Origin of the sequence: Garicola koreensis (assembly GCF_014195445.1) — a bacterium.
GTDB classification, from domain to species: Bacteria; Actinomycetota; Actinomycetes; order Actinomycetales; family Micrococcaceae; genus Nesterenkonia; species Nesterenkonia koreensis.
The window spans coordinates 747,071-771,040 of sequence record NZ_JACIBT010000001.1; the positions used below are offsets into that span (position 1 = coordinate 747,071).

Here is a 23,970-nt window from a genome sequence, read left to right on the forward strand (position 1 = left end):
GATGCAACCATGAGAGGGGTAAGACCATGACTGACACACGCTGGCTCGATGATGACGAACAGAGGGCCTGGCTGCGCACTGCCGCCGTGCTCGAACTGATGCCGGGGGCACTGGACGCCCAGCTCAGCCGCGACCAGGATCTGACTCACTTCGAGTACTTTGCACTGGCCTCATTGTCCGAGGCGCCGGAACGCACCCTGCGCATCACCGAGCTGGCCACCATGACCAACGCCACCCTGCCCCGGCTCTCCCGGGTGCTCACCGGATTGGAGAAGACTGCGTTGGTGGAGCGTTCAGCCTGCGCAGAGGATCGACGGGCCAAGAACGTCACCCTCACCGAGGCGGGTTGGGCGAAGGTCGTCGCCGCGGCCCCAGGTCATGTCGAGAACGTGCGTCAGCTGGTGTTCGACCGCCTCTCCGACGAGCAGGTGGAGCAGCTCTCTGCTATCACCGAAGCTCTGCTGGGCGAACTCGACCCCCAGGGACGAATGTTCGCCTCCTCGCGCTGACCCGTTCCGCCCTGCGCACCCCTACTGGGAAGCCGTCTCGAGGCCGAATGCGGCGCTTTTGGAACTCGACCGGCGACGCTCGTGTCGGACGATTTCCTTCCGGGCTCAGCAAGTACTCCGTCGCCGTGGTCTCGCAGGTCGGCCCGGTCAGCCGCGAGTTCCCCGAACCGTAACCGGTCGGGCACGTGCCCCGTTACGCAGACTCCAAGATCACCGACGGCATCCGCCTGGTCATGGGGATCTGATCGCCCATGACCAAGGTGCTGCAGACCGTGATGCGCCTGATGATGTGCACAATGCCCTCGCTGAGTCCGCGCGGGCCGAAGGCCTCTCGCTGACCAGCCGCACCCGGTGCTACGAGTCGTCGTCGCCGGACCAGAGCCGCAGCCGACTGCGCGTTTCAGCATCAATGCGCTGGGGCCGGCCGGTGACACTGTCGACCATCACCAAGGTCGAGGCTGCAGTGATCTTCGGTGTGGGATCCTCAGCTGCGGCTCTGAGTCCGTAGTTGATCACGAAGCTGGCTCCGCCGATTGTGGGGATGGACATCTCCACGATGACCGGTTCCCGCTGATAGTCCAGCTGCTGGCGGTACTTCAGCTGAAAGTCGGCCACCAGAGTCCACACCGGCTGACCCGATGTCAGCGGTGGCAGAATGCCCGTCTCTTCAGGGTCTGCAGAGCCACTCCAGAATGCCCGTGCGCGGGCCTCCTCCAGTATCCGCATGATGGCCACATTATTGATGTGCCCGTAGGCATCCTGGTCTCCCCAACGCAGTTGGATCGGGATACGAATCTCAGACATGGTGGCCACTCTAGCGGCCAACCTTCCATCCTGTGTGCTCCTGTCCCGCTGATCAGCTAGAATAGAGATCAGGTGCTCCGATCGGGGCGCCGTGCGTCGTAAGAACGCCTTGCTCACCGGGCCAGAAAATATTGCGGTTCGGGTTTCAGCACTGAATTTCTCGCGGCGACTGAAGTGCACCGTTCCGGTGCTTTTCGCCATCTGTCAGACCTCATGGGACACCCGTGCGCGTCTGACCCAGTTTGAAAGGCTCACGCCATCTCCGATTCTTCTATGACCTTTGCCCAGCTCGGCGTTCCTGCCCCCTTGGTGGACGTGCTGGCGGCTGAAGGTAAGACCGATGCTTTCCCCATCCAGCAGCAGACCCTGCCGGACACGCTGGCCGGCCGCGATGTGCTGGGCCGCGGCAAAACCGGCTCCGGCAAGACTCTGGGCTTCTGCATCCCAGTGGTGACCGCGCTGGCCAAGTCCGGGGCCCGCTCCGCTCCCTCACGCCCGCGTGCGCTGATTCTGGCCCCCACCCGCGAACTGGCCACCCAGATCAACGGTGTCCTGGAGCCGCTGGCCGCCGCCCATAAGCTGCGCACTACCACGATCTTCGGCGGTGTCAGCCAGAACCGTCAGGTCAATGCGCTGCGCGGCGGGGTCGACGTCGTCGTCGCCTGTCCGGGGCGGTTGGACGACCTGCTCAAGCAGGGTCTGCTGACCCTGGACGATATTGAGATCACCGTCCTTGATGAAGCCGACCATATGGCTGACCTGGGGTTCCTGCCGGTGGTCACCCGGCTGCTCGCCCAGACCCCTGAGCGGGGCCAACGCATGTTCTTCTCCGCCACATTGGACAGCGAGGTGGACAAGCTGGTGCGCCGGTTCCTCAACAACGAGGTGATGCACTCAGTAGACGAGGCGACCTCGTCGGTCCCGGATATGACCCACCACGTGTTCGAAGTCTCCGCTGATGAGAAGAAGCCGCTGGTCCGAGCGCTGGCTTCGGGCACCGGCCGCCGGATCCTCTTCACCCGCACCAAGCACCAGGCCAAGAAGCTCGCCAAGCAGCTGACCACCCAGGGCATCCCGGCAGTAGATCTGCACGGCAACCTCTCGCAGAATCAGCGCGACCGCAACCTTGCCGCCTTCAGCGGACCGGATGTGCGCGTACTGGTCGCCACCGATATCGCCGCCCGAGGGGTGCATGTGGATTCGGTGGAGCTGGTGGTCCACGTGGACCCTCCGGCCGAGCACAAAGCCTATCTGCACCGTTCAGGCCGCACCGCACGCGCCGGCAGCTCCGGGGACGTGGCCACCATCATCCTGCCCGACCAGCGCCGCGACGCTCAGCAGCTGCTGCGCAAGGCGGCCATCAAGGCCACCCCGCAGGCGGTCAGCAGCGATTCGGACACCGTCACCCAACTGGTGGGCGAGACGGCCCCCTATGTGAAGCCGGCACCGGCACCTGCTCCCCAGCGTCGTCGCCAGGGCAGCTCAGGCAGTTCAGGTGGCCGCGGCCGCCAGACCGCGGGGCACAGCGGTGGGCACGGCGGCCGGTCCCGTCGCAGCGCCTCGCGCAGCGTCAGAACCGCTGCCGGAAGATCTCGCTGATCTCGGGGCTGAAGAGCACAAAGCGGATTTCTGTGAAGCGCTCGGCCAATTCAGCCTCCTCGGTGAGAACCCGGTGTGCCGCCTCAGCCACATCGGCGGGGTCCCACCCGTAGACTCCGGCGCCGATGGCCGGAAATGCGATGGTCTTCGCTGCTTTCGCTGCGGCCTCCTGCAGGCTGCGGCGAAAGCAGGACTCCAGGACCTGCGGGTCGGTCTGACCGGCTGTGCGGTTGGGACCAACCGTGTGAATCACATACTGGGCCTTCAGTTCAGCCCCCGGTGTGAGCGCGGCTTCCCCCGGCGGCAGCCCGTCCGGCCAGTCGGTGTCGCGCAGCTGCTTGCAGTGCTCCAGCAGCTGGGGTCCGGCAGCCCGGTGGATCGCACCGTCCACTCCTCCTCCGCCCAGCAGTGACGAGTTCGCGGCGTTGACGATCGCATCGACGTCCTGGGCCGTGATATCGCCGTCGATAATGCTGACTTGCATGGAAACCCTCCCGAGGTTTATTCCATCAGGGGTTATATTCTCGAAATATAACCTTTATACTCATGGTATGAGTTCTGAACATGTCGCGGTGATCGCCGATGTGATCCGGTCGCGGTCATACTCCGACCGGTCGGCGGTGCAGCGCCGCACCGAGCACCTGCTGACCACCATCACCGAAACTTTTCCGCCGATCAAGCCCTTCTCCCCCACTGTCGGCGATGAGCTCCAAGCCGTCTACGGTTCACGCAACCAGGCCTTGGCCGCCACTCTCTACGCTGCGCTGCTGCACGAGGATGGTCCGCAGCTGCGCTTCGGCCTGGGCCAGGGCGAAGTCTTCGCCGTGGACAGTGCCGCCTCTGATCAGATCCAGGACGGACCCGGCTGGTGGCGAGCGCGGCAGGCCATAGAAGAGGTCGCCGATCTGCAGAAGCGCCACCGGAGCCTGCGCACCCGGTTCCTCGGCCCACAGACGCACGACGACGCCGTGGTCAACGCGTATCTGTTCGCCCGCGACCACCTGATGTCCAGCATGAGTGTCAACGCTCGCCGGTACGCTCGGGGGGTGGCCGAGGGAAAGAGTCAGGACCAGATCGCCGCCGAGGTGGGAGTCACCCAGCCGGCAGTCTCCAAGTCGCTGCGCACCTCAGGCGCGGCAGATCTGATTATCGGCTTGAACGAACTGACTCGTGATGTGGAGAACGGAGCACTGGGCAGCCCATGACAGTACTGGGAGTCATCCTGATCGCCATCGGCGGCGGAGACGCTCTGCGGGTCCTGACCCCGCGCCGCTGGACGGTGCCGGCCAGAATCCTGCTGCTGGGGATCTTCTGCCTCACCGTGCTGGCGGCGGCCACAGCCGCCGCGGTGATCCCGTGGTGGCAGGCTGTGATGGCGACCCCAGGAATCCTGGTCTGGTTCGTCACCGTCCAGATCGGGCCTGCGCTGGTGCCCACGCATCAGCTGCTGGCCTCCCCGCGGCGCCGGGCGGCGATGATTATCCTCTTTCTGCTGCTGACCTCCCTAGCGGTGCTGAGCGCAGAACTGACCACCGGCTCCATCTTCACCTCGGTGCCGCTGATCGGCCGGCTCACCGAAGAGACCCTCGTGCTGGCCACCGGGCTGACGCTGTTCCTCGCGGTGAGCTCCAACGCTCTGGTCCGTGCCGCACTGAAGCGTGAGACCGCCCCGCTGGGTGAGATCCCGGCCGCACCCGGTCCACAGCTGAAGGGTGGGCGCTGGATCGGCCCCCTGGAGCGGCTCACCCTGGCCTGGCTGCTGATCATCGGCGCCTACCCGGCAGCAGCCGGGCTCTTCGCCGCCAAAGGCATTGTGCGGTTCCCGGAAATCCAGGCGGATCAGGAGCACGGCAACCGGGCGGAGTACTTTCTGGTGGGCAGCTTCGTCAGCTGGGCGCTGGCCATCGGGGCAGCAGGCCTGCTGCGCCTGACCCTGCTGGGCTGAGGGGGCTCACCTTGAAGCTGTGATCAGTCGCCGCACCGCCGGGGCGATCTCATCGGTCAGCAGCGGAGCCAAGTCCTCGCTGGGGTGCAGCTGCTGCAGCGGAACCCAGCGCAGCTCGGCAATCTCAGCAGCCGGCTGGATCTGGCTGAGGACTTCGCCGGCATCGTCGTCTAGGGTGACCATGAAGTTTTCGCACACCACCTGAAACCCCGCCTCATTGGCGGCCGCGGCATGGAAGGTTCCCATTGCGGTGAGCTGTTCGGCCCGCAGCTGCAGTCCGATCTCCTCAGCGACCTCCCGTACCGCGGTCTGCACACCGCTCTCTCCAGGTTCGGGCTTGCCGCCCGGCTGCATGAATCGAGCGGTTCCGCGCTTGCGCACCGTCAGCACGCGTCGGGTGGGGTCCATGATCACCACAGCGGCGACGTATATAGTCTGTCTGCTCACCGGTAAGAGTCTAAGCGAGACGGCAGGACACTGACACCTGGCGCGCGACTGTGCCAGCATGAGGAGCATGAACAGTCTCTATGTCGGCTCCGAAGTCGGTCAGCTGAAACAGGTCATTGTCCACCGACCCGGCACCGAGCTGCTGCGGCTGACTCCGGAGACTAAGGAGGCGCTGCTCTTTGATGACCTGCTGTGGGTGCGGCGGGCCCAGGAGGAGCACGACATGTTCACTCAGGCGTTGGATGACGCCGGGGCCGAGGTGCTCCACCTGGATGCGCTGCTGCGTGAGACGCTGAGTGAGCCTGCGGCCAAGGAGTATGTGCTGGACCACACCTTCGATGAGCGGGTCCACGGGCCCGCGGCGGTGCCGGCGCTGCGGCACATGGCCGAGTCGATGAGTGTCGCGGAGCTCGCTGAGCTGGTCATCGGCGGAATGACCAAACGTGAGCTGTTGGAGCGCATTGATGAGCCGCGCTCGGTGGTGCTGCACTCGATGGCTGCCGACGACCTGGTCGTCTCTGCGCTGCCGAACCACCTCTTTGCCCGCGACGCCTCCTGCTGGGTCTACGGCGGGGTGGCAGTCAGCTCAATGAACAAGCCGGCCCGGATGCGTGAGGCGGTGACCTATGAGGCCATCTACCGCTGGCACCCGCGGTTCACCTCCACTGATTTCAGCCGCTGGTCCGAGGGCATCTCCGACGGCCGGGCCACGGTGGAGGGCGGCGATGTGCTGGTGCTCGGCAACGGTGCGGTGCTGGTGGGCATGAGCGAGCGCACCACGCCTCAGGGGATCGAACGGCTGGCCAAGCGTCTCTTCGCCGGCGGCCAGGCCGACCGGGTGGTCGCGCTGCGGCTGCCGGTGGCCCGGCACTTCATGCATCTGGACACGGTGATGACCATGGTCGACGAGCATTCGTTCATCGAATACGCCGGACTCGGCGACGTCGCCTCCTACACCATCACTCCGCGCGGACTCAGCACCGGCGACGGCGACCCTGAGCTGAACATTGTGGGCCACGAACCCGGTCACGCCCACCGGGCGATCGCTGATGCGCTGGGTCTGCATGGTCTGCGGATTCTGACCGCCGAGCAGGATGTGCACTCCGCGGCCAGAGAGCAGTGGGACGACGGGTGCAACGCTTTGGCAGTCGCCCCGGGCGTGGTGATCGCCTATGACCGCACTCCGACATCCAACGCGTTCCTGCGTGAATCTGGGGTCGACGTTATCGAGGTTCCTGGTGGGGAGCTGGGCCGGGGTCGGGGTGGTCCGCGCTGTATGAGCTGTCCGACGCTTCGGGATCCGGTGGCCTGATCAGCGCCAGGGCGTTGGCCGCCGCCACCAGCACCACGCCGCCCCAGGAGATGATCGGAATGTGCTCCTGCAGGAAGACTGCGCCGATCAGTGCGGCGAACAGCGGGTGCAGCGAGGTGCCCAGGCCGAAGATCATCGCAGAGATGTGGCGCAGCACGATTAGGTCCAGGCTGTAGGGCACCACGGTGGAGAGCACCCCGGCGATGATGGCGAAGAGGTAGGCCTGCGGTGGTGGCTGCATGTTCCAGATGATCACCGCCGCCACCGGCAGCATCCCAGTGGCCGAGAGCATCGTGGCCACTGCCGTGCCTTCGACGCCGGGGACTCGTTTTCCCACTACCCGGTTGGTCACGATGTAGCCGCCCCAGCACACACCGGCCACCAGCGCCATCGCCAGACCCAGGAAGTCGCTTGTGGGTCCGGGGCGGGCCAAGAGCACCACCCCGGCCAGGGCCAGGACGGCGCAGACGATGCCGCGGCCTCCCCGTCCGGCTCCTCTGGAGAAGTACAGCGCCACTGCCAGCGGGCCCAGGAACTCGATGGTCACTGCCATCCCCAGGCCGATGCGGTCCACTGCGGCATAGAGGAAGGAGTTCATTCCGGCGAAGAACACCGCCAGCAGCACCACCGGCACCCATTGGCTGCGGGTGTATCGCCAGAACTTGGGGCGTACGACCGCGCCCATCAGCACGGCGGCCACCAGTTGGCGCCCGGCCACCACGCCGACCGGGGTGAGTGTGTCGAAGGCCTGTGAGCCCACTGCCGCACCGGATTGGCTGCTGAAGGCAGCAGTGCCGATCACAGCCAGGCCACGACCGGGCTTGTCCTGCAGGGGGGAGCTCACACCGACATTCTGCCCCTCTTCAGAGGCGCCGACGAAATGCGTCTTGTCCCGGTCAGCGCTGCGGGCGCACGGTCAGTGCCTGGGTGACGGCCCCGATCGGTCCGCTCTGGTCGTGGATGATGGTGTGGGTCAGTCCTCGACCGTCCGGGCCGAATGTCACTGTGGTGTCATAGCCGACCCATTCCCCGGTGGGGTCCCGGAAGAGCTGGGCGGTCAGCTCCACATTGGGGAAGACCACTTCGTCGGGCTTGGCGCGGACGGCCACACCATTGGAGACGTCGAAGAGTCCGATGAACCGCGCGGTGTCACTGACCTGCTCATCGGCGACCAGTGCGTGGGCAGTTCTGATCCATGCCTGGGCACGGCCGGGGGATTCTTCCCGTCGTCGGCCCTCGATGGAGCGGATCAGACCACCGGGCCAGAGGCTTGTCGCATCCCAGGGTTCGAAGCTCTGCGGGCCGGTGATCCTGGGCAGGTCGCCGCCCTGGACGTGGTCGGCGTCGAACTCAGCGAGCAGCCAGCTGCGCAGCAGCACGATGGTCCGCTGTTGGTAGCTCAGCTCTACCTCCACCAGCTCGATGGTCCGGCCCGGGCGCACGACCCGGCAGACGACGTCGACCTCTCCCACCGGCACCGGACCCAGAATGTCGTAGTGCAGCGAACTGATCCGCATCCGGTCCTCGCGCCGGGCATCCCGGTGAAGCTCCAGGACATGTGCCATGAGCCCCAGTGCAGGAGCGATATGCTGCTCCTGTTCGTTCCAGGCCCCGCTGACGTGCTCTGTGGCCCGAAAGCGCGTGTCATCAATCCGTTCGAAGTACGCCAATTTCACTCCTCAGCTGTCCAACCTCTGATCGGGCCACCCCGCGGCTGCTCCGCTGGTCACGGCCCCTGCGGCCATTCTGCTCTGACTGGGCGGACGGCACGAATCGGCACACCCAGGTGCAGGTGGTGGCTCAGACCAAGAGTGTGCCGCACAACCGCCGGAACAACTCTCACAGAAAAGTCACAGAAACCCATGTAACGGGACGATAACGGGCCGGGATCGGCATGATTCCGGGGTTCTTGTCCATTGAGTGGCTTGTATCACGGGTTGACGTAATCTCTTTGAGACATTTTACTGGTACACGAACATCTTCTGTGATGTGCGTGTGACCTTCTCTGAGGCTCACACACTGCATGTTCAGATCACCCAGACGAGTAAGGGAAACACTACTCCATGAAGACTTCCAAGACCCTCAAGCAGCTGGTCGGCGGCTCAATGGCCGCAGCGACTCTGGCCGGCGGCGCTATGGTCGCTCAGGCACCCGTTGCCTCCGCCTCCAGTGACTGGGACCGTCTCGCCGAGTGCGAGTCCGGCGGCGACTGGTCCATCAACACCGGCAACGGCTTCTACGGCGGACTGCAGTTCACCCCGCAGTCCTGGCAGGCCGCCGGCGGTTCCGGTATGCCCCACCAGGCTTCCAAGTCTGAGCAGATTCGGGTGGCCGAAAACCTGCAGTCCATGCAGGGCTGGGGCGCATGGCCGTCCTGCTCCGCTCAGCTGGGCCTCTCGGGTGACCCCAGCGGCGGCGGGGCCCCCGCCCCGGAGCAGCAGCAGCAAGCACCTCAGCAGCAGCAGACACAGCAGGCCCCCCAGGAGCAGACACAGCAGGCTCCCCAGCAGGAGTACACTCAGCCAGCTCCCCAGCCGCAGCAGCAGACGCAGCCGGCCCCTCAGCCGCAGCAGCAGTCCTACGCACCGGCCGGTGATGTTCAGGTCAGCGGGGAAACCTACACGGTTGCCTCCGGTGACTCCCTGTCCTCCATCGCTGCTGACTACGGCTTCGACTGGCAAGCCCTGTGGGGCGCTAACGCCGACACCATCGAAGATCCCAACGTGATCTTCGTCGGTGACGAGCTCAAGCTGCCGGTCGTCAACTGAATCTCAGTTCAACGTTTCGGCCTCCAGCCGCCCCTCGGCTGAGAGGCTGAACACTACGGTGCCGTGCAGATCAGTGCGGTAGACGGCAGAGCCCCACTGCCCCAAGGCATCGATGATGCCGGGGGTGGGGTGGCCGTAGGAGTTATCTTCACCGACGCCGATCAGCGCGACCGGTGGCTGAAGATCCTGCAGGATCTGTGTTCCACCGTTGGCGGCACCGTGATGAGCAACTTTGAGCACGTCCACGTGTTTCGGCAGTGACTCGGCGTGCAGCAGTATTTGAGCGGCGTCCTCTTCGAGGTCGCCCAGGGCCAGCAGGCGCAGCGGATCGTTCGCGGATCCGACTGCGTCTGCTGGCCCTTTTTCATCCCAGATCTCGAAGAGTGTCACCAGTGAGTTGTCATTGGCGCTGGGGTGGTAGTCCGCAGCGGCCCATATGCTCCAGGCGGCAGGATACGGTCCGCCATAGACCTGCCGGTCCCCCACCTGCCCACGACGCTCTGGAATCTCACTGAAGTCAGCGTCCAACTCCGCAATGACTTCACGGGGGCCCCAGCCCGCAGTGGCGGAGTAGATGATCTGCTCAATGTCGGCGGCCTGGGCCACACCAGGTGCTCCGCCGTAGTGGTCATGGTGCTCATGGGTGACCATCAGCACCTCCACTGTGTCAATGCCCAGTCGCTGCAGACACTGTTCCGCCGGCTGCGGATCCTCGCCGGCGTCGACGACGATTCCTGCCCGCTCTGCAGTACGTACCACCAGCATGTCCCCCTGGCCGACGTCGCACAGCGCGAACCTCCACTGTTCAGCCGGTCCCGCAGCAAACAGTGTGCCCGCCGGCAGGATGACTCCGGCCAGCATTCCGGCTGCCACCCCCAAGATGCTCAGTTCGCCGCGGCGCGGACGACGGGCCTGAACAATGGGCCAGCAGAGCACGAGCGCGGCGGCCACATACAGTCCCGCCATCGCCCAGCCCTGCCACCCTTCGGGCCAGGGTGCCAGTGCCTGGGGCAGTTCGCTGACCCAGGTGCCGATGGCTGCGATCCCGGCCGCTGGGAAGCCGGCAACCCACAGCAGCCCGGTGCTCACCCAGGGCATTGCGCCGATCAGCACTGCCGCCAAGGTCCCCGGCACTGCTGCGAAGGGCAGCAGCGGTCCCGCCAGGATGTTGGCCGGAATGCTGTAGAGCGTGATGCCCTCCGCGATCGGCAGCAGCACTGGGGTGACGAACAGCTGAGCTGAAACGGCCAGTGCCAGCGGTCCTGCAAGCACCGCTGGCATCCACCGGTCGAAGATCAGCTTCAGCCGGTGCCCCACCGCCACAATTCCGGCCGTGGCGGCTGCGGACAGCTGCATGGCAGCGTTCGATGCGTACCAGGGGTTGTAGAGCAGCAGGATGATGACACAGCTGCACAGCAGTGCCGAAGATGCTCGACCACGTCCGGCGAAGACTGCCAGGGCGCCGATGCTGCCCATCACCGCCGCGCGGATCACGCTGGGCGCCGGCTGCACCAGCAGCACGTAGAGCACCAGTCCGACAATGAGCACCGGTGGGATCATCCAGCGCGGTGCCCGACTGCATCTCAGCAGACCGAGAAGCGCTCCCATCACCAGCGAGGTATGGGTGCCGGAGACGACAGTCATATGGCTCAGGCCCGCGACGCGCATCGACTCAGTCAGCTCCGGGCCCTGCTGGGACCGGTCCCCCAACACGATGCCGGGAAGCAGCGCCGATCCGTCACCGGCGGCCACACCGGCAGCCTGCGTGGTAGCCGAGCGGACACTGTTGAACAGGCTGGTCACCTGGGTCCAGCTGTCTTCAGGCAGTGACTGGGGCTCATGGTCTCCAAAGGGAGTCACCAAGGCTGCGGCCTGATCGCCGGAACGGGCGGGTGACAGGGTCGCCGTCAGCCGGTAACGCCTACCGGCGACCAGTTCCGCGGGCTCATCGCCGCGATCGAACAGCACCACATCTGAGCCGATGCGCTGCGGCTGCTGCTCTGCCCCGAGGCGGGCATGGGTGACCACCGCTTGGGTGCGGATGCCCGAAGACTCCTCACCATGTGGGCCGGGGCTGACCAGCGGCTGCGGATCGGTCGAGACGCGCAGCGTGAGCTGGACAGGTATGTCTGATTCAACGGCCTCGGCCCAGCCGGTGGACTCCTGCCGGTGCTGAGTCATGCCTGCCGAGATCATCACGCAGGCCCCAATCACCAGACACAGCACGCTCTGCACAGCTGTGCCCCACAACGCGGCTGAGGAAGCTCGCGGAAGAAGCCACAGCACAGCGGCGCTGACGACGCCGACCGCACCCAGAACGGCGCCGAGCCGCAGGGAGACTTCCGCTGCTGAGTAGATGGCAGTCAGCGCCGCGACCCAGGCCACCAGGGCAGCGGGCAGCAGACGCAGATCCAGTGGCTGGGACGACGGGTCAGGGTGGGTCTGCGCCTCCGGCTCGCCGCCAGTGGGTTCACCAGTCGACGTCGTCTGCAATGTTCTCAATGACCGCCGGGCCGATCCCGCTGACGGCGGCAAGTTCGTTCAGGGAGCTGAATCCGCCGTTGGTCTCTCGGTAGCTGATGATCCGCTCAGCCAGAGCGGGGCCGATGCCGGAGAGCTCCTCCAGCTCCTGGGCTGACGCTGTGTTGAGGTTGATGGGACCCTGCTTTTCCGGCTGTCCGGCCTCGTGCTGGCCAGAGGCTGCCGGTGGCCCCGGGGCATCGGCGCTGAGCTCTTCGGCGGTGGGCACCCAGATGAAGCTGCCGTCGACGGCTTGGGCCGCCAGGTTGACCCCTTCGGCGGCGGCGTCCTCGGTGAGCCCTCCGGCGGCTTCGACGGCGTCGGCTGCTCGGGCACCGGCTTCGACCTCGACCACCTGGGGATGCTCCACGGCCCCGGCGACATGCACCACGACTGGAGCGCGATCTTCGGTGCCCGCATCTTGGGGCCCAGTCTCCTGGGGGCCCGGCTCATGGGGACTGAGGCCCTGCCCCGAATCCGAGGTTTCCGTCGATGTCTGGGCGGGCCGCTCTGCCGGACGCTGCGTGGCGGAGGAATCGAGTTCTGCCGATTCCGGCAGCGCCTCACCGGATGAGTCGGCGCCGGTGAGCCAGGAGACGATCAGCCAACTCAGCAGTGCGGCGATGATCACGACCACCGCACCCATGCGCAGTCGAATGCGACCGGGTGCTGCGTGGGCGGCCTGACGGTCGGCACGCAGGCGTTCCCGGCGGCTCAGCAGCCGCTGGAAGTCGTTGTCGTGCTCGCGCTCCATACTCGCGAGGCTAAGCAATCAGCGCACCACACCGGCTGCCGTGCTGGTGCTTCTGTGCAGTTGACCCCGTGTCACAGCCGCGCGAGGGTCAGTGGGGAAAAGGTATGCAGTGCCGTCGTAGCGTCGGGCTAGTGTGGGGAGCCGCCGGTGACCGAGACGGCCAGCGCACCCAGGCCCATGTGGGCTGCCAACACCGGCGGAACGTCGATAACCGGCACCGGCGCCGCAGAGTGTTCGGTGAGCTCTTCGGCCAACGCGGCGCCCTGGTCCGGGTTGCCGAAGCAGTGCACACCGAGCCTCGCCTCCGGCAGAGACTGGGCACTTGCCACAGCAGTGTCCCGCAGCCGCTCGATCGCCCGGGGCAGGCTGCGTGGGCGCTCCAGCAGCACCACTTCTCCTGAACGCAGGCCCAGCAGCGGTTTCACCCCCATCAGTGAACCCAGGATGGAGGAGAGCCGGTTGATCCTCCCGCCGCGGCGCAGCTGTTCAAGGTTGGGCACCACGAAGAGCGAATCCGCTGCGGCGGCGCTGCGCTGGGCCGCCTCCACCACGTCCCGAAGGGTTCCGCCCAGCCGAGCGGTGATGGCTGCTTCGATCACGGCCTCCCCCAGGCCGAGGCCGGCCTGCTCAGAGTCGACCACCGAGACCGGGATCTCAACGTCCTCGGCGGCCAGCCGCGCCGCATCGGCAGTTCCGGAGAGTTTGGCAGACAGGTGGATCGCCGCGATGCCGGCGAACCCTTGGCCCTGCAGCCGGCGGTAGACCTCGCTCAGCCGCCCGGGCGAAGGCCGGGAGGTGCGCACCCCGATCCCCTGGGCCAACGCCAGCGGCAGGTCGCGGTCAAGCTCCTCGGAGGCCTCCGGATAGATCTGGGCGGCATTATGCGGGTAGTCGATCATCACCGGTATGGCCACCACGCTCAGGTGCTCGCCCAGCACCCCCAGGTCCGCAGTGCCCTGCCAGGTCAGCGGCAGGGCGCTGGCGGTGTCGGTGAGCACCGCAATCCGACCCCGGGTGCGGCGCATATTGGGCCTGATCCCCTGCATCCGGCGGCGCCGACTCAGCAGCTGCGCCTCTGCGGCAGCCGCCCATGCCGCGTTGCGCTCTGCCGGCGAGGAGGGGGGCATCAGTTGGTCACAGCCCCATCAGCTGGTGACAACATTGACCAGCTTCGGCGCCTTGACGATCACTTTGCGCACCGGGCCGTCGTCGTCGATGTACTTCTGGATCTTCGGCAGCGCCAGCGCCTGAGCCTCGAGTTCGGCTTCGCTGATGTCCGGGGAGACCTCCAGTTTGTCGCGCAGTTTGCCCTTGACCTGCACCACGGCGGTGATGGTCTCCTGCACCAGCAGGGCCTCGTCGTAGTCCGGCCACACCGAGTTGGCCACCGAGGACTGCCGGCCCAGCATCGCCCACATGTCTTCGGCGGTGTAGGGCGCCGCCAGCGAGAGGATCTGAGCGGCCGTCTCGGCGGCCTCACGCACTGCCGGATCGGCGGGCCCGGCTCCGGAGTCGATTTCCTTGCGGGCGGCGTTGATCAGCTCCATCACGCGGGCGATGACCACGTTGTACTTCTGATCCTCCAGCAGTCCCTGGACGTCGGCGATCACTCGGTGGGTGACCCGGCGCAGCTGCTGGGCCCCCTGGCTCGGGTCCGTCCCGGCCCGGCTGGTCACGTCCTGGGCGATGCGCCAGGCCCTGGCCAGGAATTTCGCGGACCCCGAAGGTGAGACATCGGCCCAGTCGACGTCGTCCTCCGGCGGGGAGGCGAAGATCATGGTCAGCCGCACCGCGTCCACCCCGTAGGTGTCCAGCTGTTCGCCCAGGTCCACCCCGTTGCCCAGGGATTTGGACATGGCCCTGCCGCCGTTGAGGACCTGACCCTGGTTCAGCAGGGCGGAGAAGGGTTCGGTGAAGTTCACCAGCTCAAGGTCGTGGAGCACTTTGGTGATGAACCGGGAGTAGAGCAGATGCAGGATGGCGTGCTCCACGCCGCCGACGTACTGCTCCACCGGCAGCCACTGGTTGACCTGTTCAGTGGGGAAGATCTCTTCGGTGCTGTGGGGTGCGATATAGCGCAGGTAGTACCAGGAGGAGTCCACGAAGGTGTCCATCGTGTCGGTGTCCCGGGTGGCCGGTTTGCCGCAGGCCGGGCAGTCCACGCTGACCCAGTCCTCGTTGGAGGCCAGCGGGGACTGGCCCTTGGGGGCAAGCTGCTCGCCGCGCATATCAGTGGGCAGGGTCACTGGCAGCTGGTCGTCGGGGACCGGCACTTCCCCGCAGTCTCGGCAGTGAATGATCGGAATCGGCGCGCCCCAGAAGCGCTGGCGGGAGAGCAGCCAGTCACGCAGCCGGTAGTTGACCTTGGCGGTTCCGGCGTCGTCGTGCTCCAGCACTTCGATCGCCCGGGTGATCGCCTCGTCCTTGGCCAGGCCCTGCCACTTGGGGGAATTGATCGCGATGCCATCACCTGCGGTGGCGACTCCGGAGGTGGCCGGGTCCTCTTCGCCGGTGTCGACGACGACGTTGACGTTGAGGTCCATGGCCCGGGCGAACTCCAGATCGCGCTGATCGTGGGCGGGCACACCCATCACCGCACCGGTGCCGTAGTCGGCCAGCACGTAGTCGGAGGCCCAGATGGGCAGCTTCTCCCCGGTGAGCGCGTGCACCGCGTAGCGGCCCAGGAACACGCCTGTCCGCTTGCGGTCCGCTGACTGCCGGTCGATCTCCGAGACGGTCTTCAGGCCTTCCCGGTAGGTCTCTAGTTCCGCACGCTTAGTCTCGGTGACCAGCTGCACAGCCAGGTCGGCGTCGGCGGCGACCACCATGAATGTCACCCCGTAGAGCGTGTCGGGCCGGGTGGTGAAGACGCTGATGGGTTCGGCGTCGTCCCCTTCGACGGCGAAGCTCACCGAGGCGCCGGTGGAGCGGCCGATCCAGTTGCGCTGCATGGCCAGCACCCGGTCCGGCCAGGCGCCCTGAAGCTGATCCATATCGTCCAGCAGCCGGTCGGCGTAGTCGGTGATCTTGAAGTACCACTGGTTCAGCGCACGCTTGGTGACCGGGGTGCCGCAGCGTTCGCAGGCGCCCTCGACCACCTGCTCATTGGCCAGCACGGTCTGGCAGCTGGGGCACCAGTTGACCGGTGAGTTCTTCCGGTAGGCCAGTCCCCGGTTGTAGAGCTGCAGGAACAGCCACTGGGTCCACCGGTAGTAGACCGGATCGGAGGTGTGCAGACGGGTGCTCCAGTCGGTGCTGATCGCGTAGCGCTTGAAGCTGGCGGCCTGGGTCTCAATGTTGCTGTAGGTCCACTCGGCGGGGTGGGCGTTGTTCTTGATCGCGGCATTCTCCGCCGGCAGCCCGAAGGAGTCCCAGCCGATGGGGTGCAGCACGTTGTAGCCGCGCAGCCGCGCATAGCGGGCCGGGACGTCGCCGATCGCGAAGGCCTCCGCGTGCCCCATGTGCAGGTCCCCTGAGGGGTAGGGGAACATATCGCAGACGTACTTCTTGGGCCGGGGATCGTCGGGGTCCACCTCGAAGGTGCCGTCCTGCTCCCAGAACGGCTGCCAGCGCTCTTCGATCCGGCGGAAGTCGTAGGTCTGCTTCTCAGCGGTCGCGGGGGTTTCGCTCACCAGTGGGACACCTCAGGATCATCGGCGCAGAGACGGCAGCCTCCGCGTATGGGCAGGAAGGATTATCAACTCGCACCAGTCTAAGTGAGAACCCCGCCTGCCCGCTCACACCCGGCTGTCACCGCCTTTTCGCCGGCTCCGCTCGCTCCCCGTCCGCTGTGCTCTGCGCCCACCGCGCCGGCCAGCGTCCCGGCCGCCGAAACGCGCGGCTCCCCTGAGCATCGGTTGATGGATTGTGGGTGCTCTGGGGCGACCCGTACGCCCATAACGACAAGAATCTGACAATCGATCCCGAGTGCGCCCGGCTGGACCATCCATTCCACACTGAGGCTGTTCCCACGACAGCCTCCTGGCTCAGACCCAGCACCACCCGATCTGAACTGAGCCGGTCTTGGCTGGGCAGGCTCTGAACTGAGCGGTTTCCAGACTGAGCGGGTTCTAGACTGAGTCCCGTGAACCCACAGCAGAGCAGCACGACGACGCCACCGCAGCCGCCCCCTGCCTGGGTGGGCTATCCGCACCGGGCCGGTGAGCGCATCAGCATCCCGGTGACGTTCAGCCTGCTCGGCCCAGGATCCCGCTGGACCGGGCTGCACACCGAGGTGGCCCTGTGGCGCTACGCCCCCACCGGCGATTCGGCTGACGAGTCTGCGCGACGGCCGCGGCTGCTGATGATCCACGGGTTCCGCGGTGATCACCACGGGATGCAGCTGATCGTCGACGCGCTGCCCGACTTCGAGGTGCTCGTCCCAGACCTGCCCGGCTTTGGGCAGACCCCACCGGTTCGGGGGGCTTCCGGCCGCCGAGTGGAGCACTCCGTGGATCTCTATGCGGGGCTGGTGGCCCGGCTGTCCCAGCAGCTGGACCTGGGAGCTGATGATGTGCTGATGGGCCATTCCTTCGGCACCACGATCGCCTCGGCCCATATTGCCAAGCACCAGCGTCAGTGGGCCGGGCTGGTGCTCAGTGCACCGATCAGCGACGGTGTCTTCTCCGGACCGATGCTGGCCGGCGCCTCCGCCGTGGAGCTCTACTACCGACTCACCCGGGTGCTTCCCGAACGCTGCGCCAACGCCCTGCTGCGCTCGGCTGCGATTCTGGGGCTGACCAACCTGACCATGATCGTGGAGGCCGACCCTGCCGTGCAGAGCTATGTACGCGATCAGCACCGGCAGTTCTTCGGCAGCTACGCCGACCGGCAAACGCTGTGGGAGGCGTATTGGGCCTCCAGCAGGCACACTGTGGCCGACTATGCGCAGGACCTTCACCTGCCGGTCGCACTGTTGCCGGGCACCCAGGATCAGCTGAGCACCCGCACCGGACGACGTCGGCTGCGTGCTGCCCTGCCGCAGGGGCACATGGAGATGATCCGTGGGGCGGGACACCTGCTGCACTATGAGAAGCCCGCCCAGCTGGCCCGGGCGATGCGCCGGTTCCTGCGCGCCCTCTGAGCCCACGCACCTGTGGGAAGGCTCAGAATTGCAGCGTGGCGACGTCGTCGACCCCGATCCGCAGTGCCCTGCCCCCGGTGGGCGTGGCACTGGAGGTGCGCCGGGCGCGTCGGATTTCCGCGATGACGTCCCCAGCCTGAGCGAAGCTGAAGAACAGCAGCCAGCGGTGCCTGCCCTCCTCCACCGGCGCCGGGCCGATCCATTCCACGCCCTGCGGCAGCTCGACCTCACTGATCAGCGCCTGCGCCTCGGCAGGATCACCGGTGAGGCTAAGCATCCGTTTGGCCGGCGGCAGGCCCAGCTCCAGGCGCCGGTAGAGCTCATCGCGGGCATAGCCAACGGGGTCCCAACGCACCAGGGCGCCGGTGAGCTCATCCTGTGAAGCGGTGACCACCACTGTGCCGGACTGAGCCGGATCGGAGCTGTGCCCCCGCACCAGGGAGGCTGCCTTGAACCAGCGGGCCAGCACCCGGCGGGGCACATCAAGGCCTTCGCGGGCCAGTTGGGCATCGCCGTCGAGCAGCAGCGCCGCACTGTATCCGGTGGCCGGCGCAGGCTCCACCCCCGGGGTGCTCACCACTAGGGCAGGCAGCTCCCCGATGGTCTCTACCGGCTGATCTCCGGTGGAGGAGACCACTGGGATGTTTGGAAACGCCCGGCCCAGCTCCTGGGCGGTGCGGTCGGCGCCGCGGGCTGCGGCGAGGAAGGAGGTGTGACCACATTCTGCGCACCGGTGCTGGCGGTGGTGCAGTCCGCACCAGCGGCAGCGCAGCGCCCGGGACTGGGCGTAGTTCCCCGGCAGGGCCAGGGGCCCGTAACAGTCGGGGCACTGTTGGCGGCTGCGGCAGCGTTGGCACAGCACCGCCGGAACGAACCCGGCCCGGCCGACCTGCACCAGCACCGGCCCATGCTCCAGGCCTTCGCGGGCGGCCCGGTAGGCGGTGTGCGGCATCCGTGCCCGGTGTGCCGAGGGATCACGCTCCTGGGTGTAGGAGTCGCTGGTGGCCCGCACCAGCGGTGCCGCGGCCCGCCTGGTCCGACCCTGCGGCGCCAGCTCCTGCAGCCAGCCGCGCTCAGCCAGGCGCTGCACCTCCAGGCTGCGGGCGGTGGAGAGGAACAGCAGTCCCGCCCCCGTCTGCACCGATCGCAGCAGTGCCACCTCACGAGCATGGTGGTAGGGCGCGCGCGGCTCGGCGTGGCTGGGATCGTCGTCGTCGAGCATCACAATCAGCTTCGGCCGTGCCACCGGCGCGAAGATCGCTGACCTGGTGCCCACGGCCACCTGGGCTTGGCCGAAGCGCAGCCGCAGATAGGCGCGGTACCGGGGGGTAGGCCCCATCTCCGCCGTCAGCCGGGCCACGGCCTCCTCCCCCAGCTCAGCCTCCAACAGGCCGGCAACCTGCTCCACATCACGCTGATCAGGCACGACGACGACCGCATCGCCATCGTCGGCGAGTGTCTGCTGCACGGCCTGCAGAATCAAGTGGGCCGGGCCCTGCTCACCGTAGCCCTTCAGCGCCAGCCCCGCTTGCCGGGGCCCCGGCTCCTCGGGATGCGGCTGAGTCTGCGGCGGCGCCAGGGAGCTGAACTCCTTTTCCACCCGGGCGGCCCGTGCCGGGATGGCCGCGCGCAGCACGTCAGCGGTGACCCCGGCGTAGCGTTGGGCCACCTGCTCGGCCAGCTGATGGATCTGCCCCGCCAGCAGCGGCAGCGGGGAGACCACTTTGCTCAGCAGGCTCAGCCGCACACCGGTGGAGGACTGCTGGGTCCGCGACAGCACGTAGCCGGACATTTCTCGGCCGGAGAAGCGGACCTTGACCCGGCACCCGGGCACGACCTTCTCGTCGAAGTCCATCGGCACCGCATAGTCGAAGGGCCGGTCCAGGTGCGGCACCGCAGTCTCCAGCAGCACCTGGGCCACCGGCTGCTGCTGCGCCGAGCCGGCCGGAAGCGCAGAGACTGCCGGGGCGGCCAGGGAGTCCAGCAGCGCGGGCTGCCGCGACCGGCCGTCCTCGCTGTGCGGCTGCTGAGTGCTCATACCTTCGATGCTACGTGGCCGCTCGGACAGTGCCGACCGCGGGACTACGCCCCGAAGAGGCTCTTCAGCTCATCGACCCGGTTGAGCTGCTCCCAGGGGAAGTGGCTCTGGCCGAAGTGTCCGTTCTTGGCGGTTTCGGCGTAGATGGGCCGCAGCAGGTCGAGCTCTTCGATGATGCCCAGCGGACGCAGGTCGAAGATTTCGCGGATGGCCGCAGAGATCTTGGCGGGATCGACCTTCTCGGTGCCGAAGGTCTCCACATAGATTCCCACCGGGTGGGCACGGCCGATCGCGTAGGCGATCTGGATCTCGGCACGGTCGGCCAGCCCGGCGGCCACCACGTTCTTCGCCACCCAGCGCATCGCATAGGCTGCGGACCGATCCACTTTGGAGGGGTCCTTGCCGGAGAAGGCACCGCCGCCGTGCCGGGCGAAGCCGCCGTAGGTGTCGACGATGATCTTGCGGCCGGTCAGCCCGGCGTCGCCGACGGGCCCGCCGATGACGAAGGGCCCGGAGGGGTTGATGATCTCCTGCAGGTCGTTGAGCTGCAGCCCGGATTCGCTGATCACCGGTTTGATGACGACCTCAGAGATATCCTTCTGCAGCTGCTGCTGGGTGGTTTCGGCGGTGTGCTGGCTGGAGACCACCACAGTGTCCAGGGTCACCGGGGTGTCGCCGTCGTAGCCGATGGTCACCTGGGTCTTGCCGTCTGGGCGCAGGTAGTCCAGCTGCCCGGACTGCCGCGCCTCGGTCAGCCGCGCGGAGAGCCGGTGGGCCAATGCGATCGAGGTGGGCATGTAGGTGTCGGTCTCGTTGGTGGCGTAGCCGAACATGATGCCCTGGTCGCCTGCTCCCTGGGCGTCGCGCGGGTCCACGGCGCCGTCGCGGGCCTCCAGCGAGTTGAACACGCCCCCGGCGATGTCCGCCGACTGCTGGCCGATGCTGACTGATACGCCGCAGCGGGCGCCGTCGAACCCGTTGGCTGAGGAGTCGTAGCCGATCCCCAGCAGGGTCTGGCGGACGATCTGCGGGATCTCCACGTAGGCGTCGGTGGTGACTTCACCGGCAACGTGGACCAGTCCGGTGGTGGTCAGCGCCTCGACCGCCACCCGGGAATTGGGATCCAGGTTCAGCATCGCATCAAGGATGCTGTCCGAGACCTGGTCGCAGATTTTGTCCGGATGGCCGATGGTCACCGACTCCGAGGAGAACAGGCGCAGGAAATCTGAAGTGCTCACCCGCTCATCCTAGCGGTGTGCGGAACAGTCTCGCTGGGCTTTCGTCACACGCGTTCACGCCCACGCCTCCCCCGGCGCTCTCTCCCGCGACCGTTCCACCCCGCCGAGCGTTGCACCCGCCGTCCCACCGGCTGTCAGCATGCTTCGCGCATTCTTCCCAGCGTTGTGAAGTTTCACCCCCCTGAGGAGGCGCAGTTTTTTCACAACGCGGGGATACTTGCCAGTAGGGCAGCAGGACGGCGGAAATACGGGGCACCCAGCTGTCAGGACATGGCCTCAGCTGCGGCTGGAAGCGTCCAGCAGCTGGGCGGTGCGGGCGACGACGACGCCGGCCGCCTCAGCCTTGGTGCCGCGCCAGCTCACCGGCTCGCTCTCTCCCAGGGCGGACTGCGCCGCTGCGGATGCCAGCACATGGATCTCGGTCTCGTCGCGGCCGAACACCAGGTTCTCCCCCACCTGGTTGAGCACCAGCAGGTCGCACCCCTTGCGCTGCAGCTTCTGCTGCGCCAGCTTCATCGGATCATCATCACCGCCGCCGGTCTCCGCGGCGAAGCCCACGATGACCGGCGGCCCCTCCCCGCTGCTGCGACGATGCTCGACCAGATCAGCGAGAATGTCCGGATTGCGCTCCAAGGTGATGACCGGGTTCTGGCCGTCGTCGGTCTTTTTGATCTTGGCCTGCGCGTAGTCGGCAGGCCGGAAATCGGCGACGGCGGCGGCCATAATGAGCGCATCGGCGCCCGCGCTGCGACGCCGGACGGCCTCCTGCAGCTCCTCGGCGGTCTCAATGCGTTCCACTGAGATCCGCGCATGCCCGGTGGGCGGCTCGGCTTCGGTGATGCCGGCGACGAGGTGCACCTGTGCACCGGCTGCCGCAGCCTGCTCGGCCAGGGCGAACCCCTGCTTGCCCGAGGATCGGTTGCCCAGATAGCGCACCGGGTCCAGGGGTTCGCGGGTCCCGCCTGCGGTGACGACCACGGTCCGGCCCTGCAGTGACGGCTGGGCATCGGCATCGGGTGCGTAATGGGTCCCGGTCAGGGGTGCGTAGGCGAAGGTGGGGCCGGGTGGCGTCAGCAGCTCGCGGACCCGGGCGTGGATCTCTTCAGGTTCCGGCAGCCGACCCGGGCCGGAGTCTTTGCCGGTGAGCCGACCCTCGGCAGGGTCCATGACCTCGATGCCGCGTGTGCGCAGCACGTTGACGCTGTCGATGGTGGCTGGGTGCTGCCACATTTCGGTGTGCATCGCCGGCACCAGCAGCGTCGGTGCTCTGCTGACCAGCAGCGTCGAGGTCAGCAGGTCATCGGCGGCGCCCATGCGGGCTCGGGCCAGCAGGTCGGCTGTCGCCGGGGCGACGACGACAAGGTCGGCCTCCTGCCCCAGCCGGACGTGGCGGACTTCATCGACGCCTTCGAACACGGAGCTGGTCACCGGTCGGCCGCTGATGGCTTCCCAGGTGGCCCGGCCCACGAACTCCAGTGAGGCGCTGGTGGGGATGACGTCGACCTGATGCCCATCTTCCTTCAGCAGCCGTGCCAGGTGCACAGCCTTATAGGCGGCGATCCCCGCTGAGACTCCCAGAACGATGCGCATAGGTGGCTAGGCGCCCGAGGCTGGTCGGTGCCTCAGGGCGGCGGAGCTCAGGCCGGGTCAGTCTCGGCGGACTGGGCGGCGGGGGACTTCTGGGTCAGCAGGCCCTCATTGATCTCGCGCAGGGCGATGGAGAGCGGCTTCTCGTTCAGCTGGGTCTCCACCAGCGGGCCGATGTGCTCAAAGAGGCCCTCGTGCAGCTGGGCGTAGTAGTTGTTGATCTGCCGCGCCCGCTTGGCGGCGAAGAGCACCAGGGAGTATTTGGAGTCGGCCTTGGTCACCAGGTCGTCGATCGGCGGGTCGATCATGCCTTCGAGCTGCTCAGTCACGTGGGAGTGTTTCCTTTGCGGGTTGGTCTTCGTCGTATTCAGCCTGTCAAGTCTACCGCAGAAGCGCGGTGATCCTCAGACCTGCTGGTCAGCGCACACCAGCTCAACCAGCTCTGCGGCGGCACGGGCGACGTCGTCATTGATGATCGTGACGTCGAACTCCGATTCTGCGGCCAGCTCTACTCGGGCGGTCTGCAGCCGACGCTGCTGCTCCTCGGGCGATTCGGTGCCGCGGCCGTTGAGCCGGGAGATCAGGTCTTCCCAGCTCGGAGGTGCAAGAAACACGAACTGCGCCTCAGGCATGCTGCGGCGCACCTGGCGGGCCCCCTGCAGGTCGATCTCCAACAGGACCCGCTTACCGGCTGCCAGGGCGTCCTTCACGGTGGAGCGCAGCGTGCCGTAGCGGTGGCGCCCATGGACGGTGGCCCACTCCAGCAGAGCGTCCTCCTGGACCAGTCGGTCGAACTCCTGCGGGTCGATGAACCAGTAGTCCTCCCCGTTCACCTCGCCGGGGCGGGCGGGGCGGGTGGTCGCCGACACCGAGAAGTGGACCTGCGGATAGTGGGTCCGGATGTGGCCGCTCAGGGTCGATTTTCCGACTGATGTGGGACCGGCCAGCACGGTCACGGCGGGGTCGGCGTGTGGGGTATGAGGCATCAGCCCAATTCTGCCAGACGCGCAACCAGTGCTCTGCGCTGCTTGACCCCGAGCCCGCCGAGACGACGGTTGATCGAGACGTGCAGCTCCTCCAGGATCCGGGTGGCGGTGACCCGGCCGACGCCGGGCAGCGATTCCAGCAGCTCCAGCGTCTTCAGCCGGGCGACGGCCTCCGAGCTGTCTGCGGCCGCCAGCACCTGCTGAAAGCTCAGGGTGCCTGCGCCGAACCCCTTCTTCACCTCCGCACGTTCGGCTCGGGCCGCCAGCGCCTTCTGCCGAGCAGTATCGCGCTCTGTCTGGGTCAGTTCTCGCAGTGCCACGGTGAAAACTCCTCAGCGTCATGCTGTGCCCAGCCGGGCACTCCCTTTTCGGAGAATGTA

At 66.9% G+C, this 23,970-nt stretch carries 22 protein-coding genes; 7 read left to right on the plus strand and 15 right to left on the minus strand.

Annotation, left to right across the window (positions count from 1 at the left end):
• Positions 1 to 26 precede the first annotated feature (26 nt).
• Entirely contained in the window at positions 27 to 509 is a 483-nt protein-coding gene (locus tag FHX47_RS03495; protein ID WP_183357467.1) for a MarR family winged helix-turn-helix transcriptional regulator, read from the plus strand.
• Positions 510 to 863: 354 nt separating this feature from the next.
• Here the strand turns inward: FHX47_RS03495 and FHX47_RS03500 are convergent, their stop codons facing one another.
• Positions 864 to 1,313 (minus strand): acyl-CoA thioesterase, encoded by a 450-nt coding sequence (locus tag FHX47_RS03500; RefSeq protein WP_183357468.1) that lies wholly within the window; start codon positions 1,311 to 1,313, stop codon positions 864 to 866.
• A gap of 273 nt (positions 1,314 to 1,586) precedes the next feature.
• Between FHX47_RS03500 and FHX47_RS03505 the strand changes: the two genes are divergently transcribed.
• Positions 1,587 to 2,912 (plus strand): DEAD/DEAH box helicase, encoded by a 1,326-nt coding sequence (locus FHX47_RS03505; protein ID WP_183357469.1) that lies wholly within the window; start codon positions 1,587 to 1,589, stop codon positions 2,910 to 2,912.
• Here FHX47_RS03505 and FHX47_RS03510 read toward each other — a convergent pair.
• Positions 2,884 to 3,396, minus strand: coding sequence for an O-acetyl-ADP-ribose deacetylase (locus FHX47_RS03510; protein WP_183357470.1), 513 nt, complete (start codon positions 3,394 to 3,396; stop codon positions 2,884 to 2,886). The two genes, FHX47_RS03505 and FHX47_RS03510, sit on opposite strands and share 29 nt — an antisense overlap.
• Positions 3,397 to 3,463: 67 nt before the next feature.
• On the opposite strand from FHX47_RS03510, the gene FHX47_RS03515 reads away from it, so the two are divergent.
• Positions 3,464 to 4,117, plus strand: a complete 654-nt coding sequence (locus FHX47_RS03515) for a SatD family protein (RefSeq protein ID WP_183357471.1) — start codon at positions 3,464 to 3,466, stop codon at positions 4,115 to 4,117.
• Positions 4,114 to 4,857, plus strand: coding sequence for a hypothetical protein (locus FHX47_RS03520; RefSeq protein WP_183357472.1), 744 nt, complete (start codon positions 4,114 to 4,116; stop codon positions 4,855 to 4,857). Before FHX47_RS03515 ends, FHX47_RS03520 begins: the two co-directional genes overlap by 4 nt.
• 6 nt (positions 4,858 to 4,863) lie before the next feature.
• Here the strand turns inward: FHX47_RS03520 and FHX47_RS03525 are convergent, their stop codons facing one another.
• Positions 4,864 to 5,304: an NUDIX hydrolase gene (locus FHX47_RS03525; protein WP_343064282.1), complete on the minus strand. Its 441-nt coding sequence runs from the start codon at positions 5,302 to 5,304 to the stop codon at positions 4,864 to 4,866.
• Positions 5,305 to 5,371: 67 nt separating this feature from the next.
• Between FHX47_RS03525 and FHX47_RS03530 the strand changes: the two genes are divergently transcribed.
• Complete coding sequence (locus tag FHX47_RS03530; RefSeq protein WP_183357473.1) at positions 5,372 to 6,616, plus strand: arginine deiminase; 1,245 nt, start codon at positions 5,372 to 5,374, stop codon at positions 6,614 to 6,616.
• On the opposite strand, the gene FHX47_RS03535 is transcribed toward FHX47_RS03530, so the two are convergent.
• Complete coding sequence (locus tag FHX47_RS03535; protein WP_343064283.1) at positions 6,528 to 7,460, minus strand: EamA family transporter; 933 nt, start codon at positions 7,458 to 7,460, stop codon at positions 6,528 to 6,530. The genes FHX47_RS03530 and FHX47_RS03535 overlap by 89 nt on opposite strands.
• Positions 7,461 to 7,512: 52 nt before the next feature.
• Positions 7,513 to 8,286 carry a thioesterase family protein gene (locus tag FHX47_RS03540; protein WP_183357474.1) on the minus strand — a complete coding sequence of 258 codons (774 nt, stop codon included), beginning with the start codon at positions 8,284 to 8,286 and terminating at the stop codon, positions 7,513 to 7,515.
• Positions 8,287 to 8,679: 393 nt separating this feature from the next.
• Here FHX47_RS03540 and FHX47_RS03545 point away from each other — a divergent pair, with 393 nt between their 5' ends.
• On the plus strand, positions 8,680 to 9,384 hold the full coding sequence (locus FHX47_RS03545) for a LysM peptidoglycan-binding domain-containing protein (protein WP_183357475.1): 705 nt from the start codon (positions 8,680 to 8,682) through the stop codon (positions 9,382 to 9,384).
• 3 nt (positions 9,385 to 9,387) lie between these two features.
• Here the strand turns inward: FHX47_RS03545 and FHX47_RS03550 are convergent, their stop codons facing one another.
• The 4 genes from FHX47_RS03550 to leuS all read right to left on the minus strand — a co-directional run bounded on the left by FHX47_RS03550 (position 9,388) and on the right by leuS (position 16,293).
• Positions 9,388 to 11,877, minus strand: a complete 2,490-nt coding sequence (locus tag FHX47_RS03550) for a ComEC/Rec2 family competence protein (protein WP_183357476.1) — start codon at positions 11,875 to 11,877, stop codon at positions 9,388 to 9,390.
• Entirely contained in the window at positions 11,855 to 12,658 is an 804-nt protein-coding gene (locus FHX47_RS03555) for a helix-hairpin-helix domain-containing protein (protein ID WP_183357477.1), read from the minus strand. Before FHX47_RS03555 ends, FHX47_RS03550 begins: the two co-directional genes overlap by 23 nt.
• A 128-nt stretch (positions 12,659 to 12,786) precedes the next feature.
• A complete protein-coding gene (locus tag FHX47_RS03560; protein WP_183357478.1) occupies positions 12,787 to 13,785 on the minus strand; it encodes a DegV family protein in 999 nt (332 codons plus the stop codon).
• 18 nt (positions 13,786 to 13,803) lie between these two features.
• Positions 13,804 to 16,293 carry a leucine--tRNA ligase gene (leuS, locus tag FHX47_RS03565; RefSeq protein WP_221206045.1) on the minus strand — a complete coding sequence of 830 codons (2,490 nt, stop codon included), beginning with the start codon at positions 16,291 to 16,293 and terminating at the stop codon, positions 13,804 to 13,806.
• Between the two features lie 449 nt (positions 16,294 to 16,742).
• Between leuS and FHX47_RS03570 the strand changes: the two genes are divergently transcribed.
• On the plus strand, positions 16,743 to 17,741 hold the full coding sequence (locus tag FHX47_RS03570; protein WP_183357479.1) for an alpha/beta fold hydrolase: 999 nt from the start codon (positions 16,743 to 16,745) through the stop codon (positions 17,739 to 17,741).
• Between the two features lie 22 nt (positions 17,742 to 17,763).
• Here FHX47_RS03570 and FHX47_RS03575 read toward each other — a convergent pair whose 3' ends face one another.
• From FHX47_RS03575 to mihF, 6 genes are all read right to left on the minus strand, one after another.
• Entirely contained in the window at positions 17,764 to 19,779 is a 2,016-nt protein-coding gene (locus FHX47_RS03575) for a primosomal protein N' family DNA-binding protein (RefSeq protein WP_183357480.1), read from the minus strand.
• A 44-nt stretch (positions 19,780 to 19,823) separates the two neighbouring features.
• Positions 19,824 to 21,017 carry a methionine adenosyltransferase gene (gene metK, locus FHX47_RS03580; protein WP_343064285.1) on the minus strand — a complete coding sequence of 398 codons (1,194 nt, stop codon included), beginning with the start codon at positions 21,015 to 21,017 and terminating at the stop codon, positions 19,824 to 19,826.
• Positions 21,018 to 21,293: 276 nt separating this feature from the next.
• The gene (locus FHX47_RS03585; protein ID WP_183357481.1) at positions 21,294 to 22,607 is read right to left on the minus strand and encodes a bifunctional phosphopantothenoylcysteine decarboxylase/phosphopantothenate synthase; all 1,314 of its coding nucleotides are present in this window, start codon (positions 22,605 to 22,607) and stop codon (positions 21,294 to 21,296) included.
• 47 nt (positions 22,608 to 22,654) lie between these two features.
• Entirely contained in the window at positions 22,655 to 22,933 is a 279-nt protein-coding gene (gene rpoZ, locus FHX47_RS03590; protein ID WP_343064286.1) for a DNA-directed RNA polymerase subunit omega, read from the minus strand.
• 75 nt (positions 22,934 to 23,008) lie between these two features.
• On the minus strand, positions 23,009 to 23,590 hold the full coding sequence (gmk, locus tag FHX47_RS03595; RefSeq protein WP_183357482.1) for a guanylate kinase: 582 nt from the start codon (positions 23,588 to 23,590) through the stop codon (positions 23,009 to 23,011).
• Positions 23,590 to 23,910, minus strand: coding sequence for an integration host factor, actinobacterial type (gene mihF, locus FHX47_RS03600; RefSeq protein ID WP_183357483.1), 321 nt, complete (start codon positions 23,908 to 23,910; stop codon positions 23,590 to 23,592). The genes gmk and mihF overlap by 1 nt, the downstream gene beginning before the upstream one ends.
• Positions 23,911 to 23,970 lie beyond the last annotated feature (60 nt).

What these genes read in the sequence shown, in the direction of transcription:
- FHX47_RS03495 (WP_183357467.1), top strand. Translation starts at nt 27, where the DNA reads ATGACTGACACACGCTGGCTCGATGATGACGAACAGAGGGCCTGGCTG.
- FHX47_RS03500 (WP_183357468.1), bottom strand. Translation starts at nt 1,313, where the DNA reads ATGTCTGAGATTCGTATCCCGATCCAACTGCGTTGGGGAGACCAGGAT.
- FHX47_RS03505 (WP_183357469.1), top strand. Translation starts at nt 1,587, where the DNA reads ATGACCTTTGCCCAGCTCGGCGTTCCTGCCCCCTTGGTGGACGTGCTG.
- FHX47_RS03510 (WP_183357470.1), bottom strand. Translation starts at nt 3,396, where the DNA reads ATGCAAGTCAGCATTATCGACGGCGATATCACGGCCCAGGACGTCGAT.
- FHX47_RS03515 (WP_183357471.1), top strand. Translation starts at nt 3,464, where the DNA reads ATGAGTTCTGAACATGTCGCGGTGATCGCCGATGTGATCCGGTCGCGG.
- FHX47_RS03520 (WP_183357472.1), top strand. Translation starts at nt 4,114, where the DNA reads ATGACAGTACTGGGAGTCATCCTGATCGCCATCGGCGGCGGAGACGCT.
- FHX47_RS03530 (WP_183357473.1), top strand. Translation starts at nt 5,372, where the DNA reads ATGAACAGTCTCTATGTCGGCTCCGAAGTCGGTCAGCTGAAACAGGTC.
- FHX47_RS03545 (WP_183357475.1), top strand. Translation starts at nt 8,680, where the DNA reads ATGAAGACTTCCAAGACCCTCAAGCAGCTGGTCGGCGGCTCAATGGCC.
- FHX47_RS03555 (WP_183357477.1), bottom strand. Translation starts at nt 12,658, where the DNA reads ATGGAGCGCGAGCACGACAACGACTTCCAGCGGCTGCTGAGCCGCCGG.
- FHX47_RS03560 (WP_183357478.1), bottom strand. Translation starts at nt 13,785, where the DNA reads ATGCCCCCCTCCTCGCCGGCAGAGCGCAACGCGGCATGGGCGGCTGCC.
- FHX47_RS03575 (WP_183357480.1), bottom strand. Translation starts at nt 19,779, where the DNA reads ATGAGCACTCAGCAGCCGCACAGCGAGGACGGCCGGTCGCGGCAGCCC.
- FHX47_RS03585 (WP_183357481.1), bottom strand. Translation starts at nt 22,607, where the DNA reads ATGCGCATCGTTCTGGGAGTCTCAGCGGGGATCGCCGCCTATAAGGCT.
- gmk (WP_183357482.1), bottom strand. Translation starts at nt 23,590, where the DNA reads ATGCCTCATACCCCACACGCCGACCCCGCCGTGACCGTGCTGGCCGGT.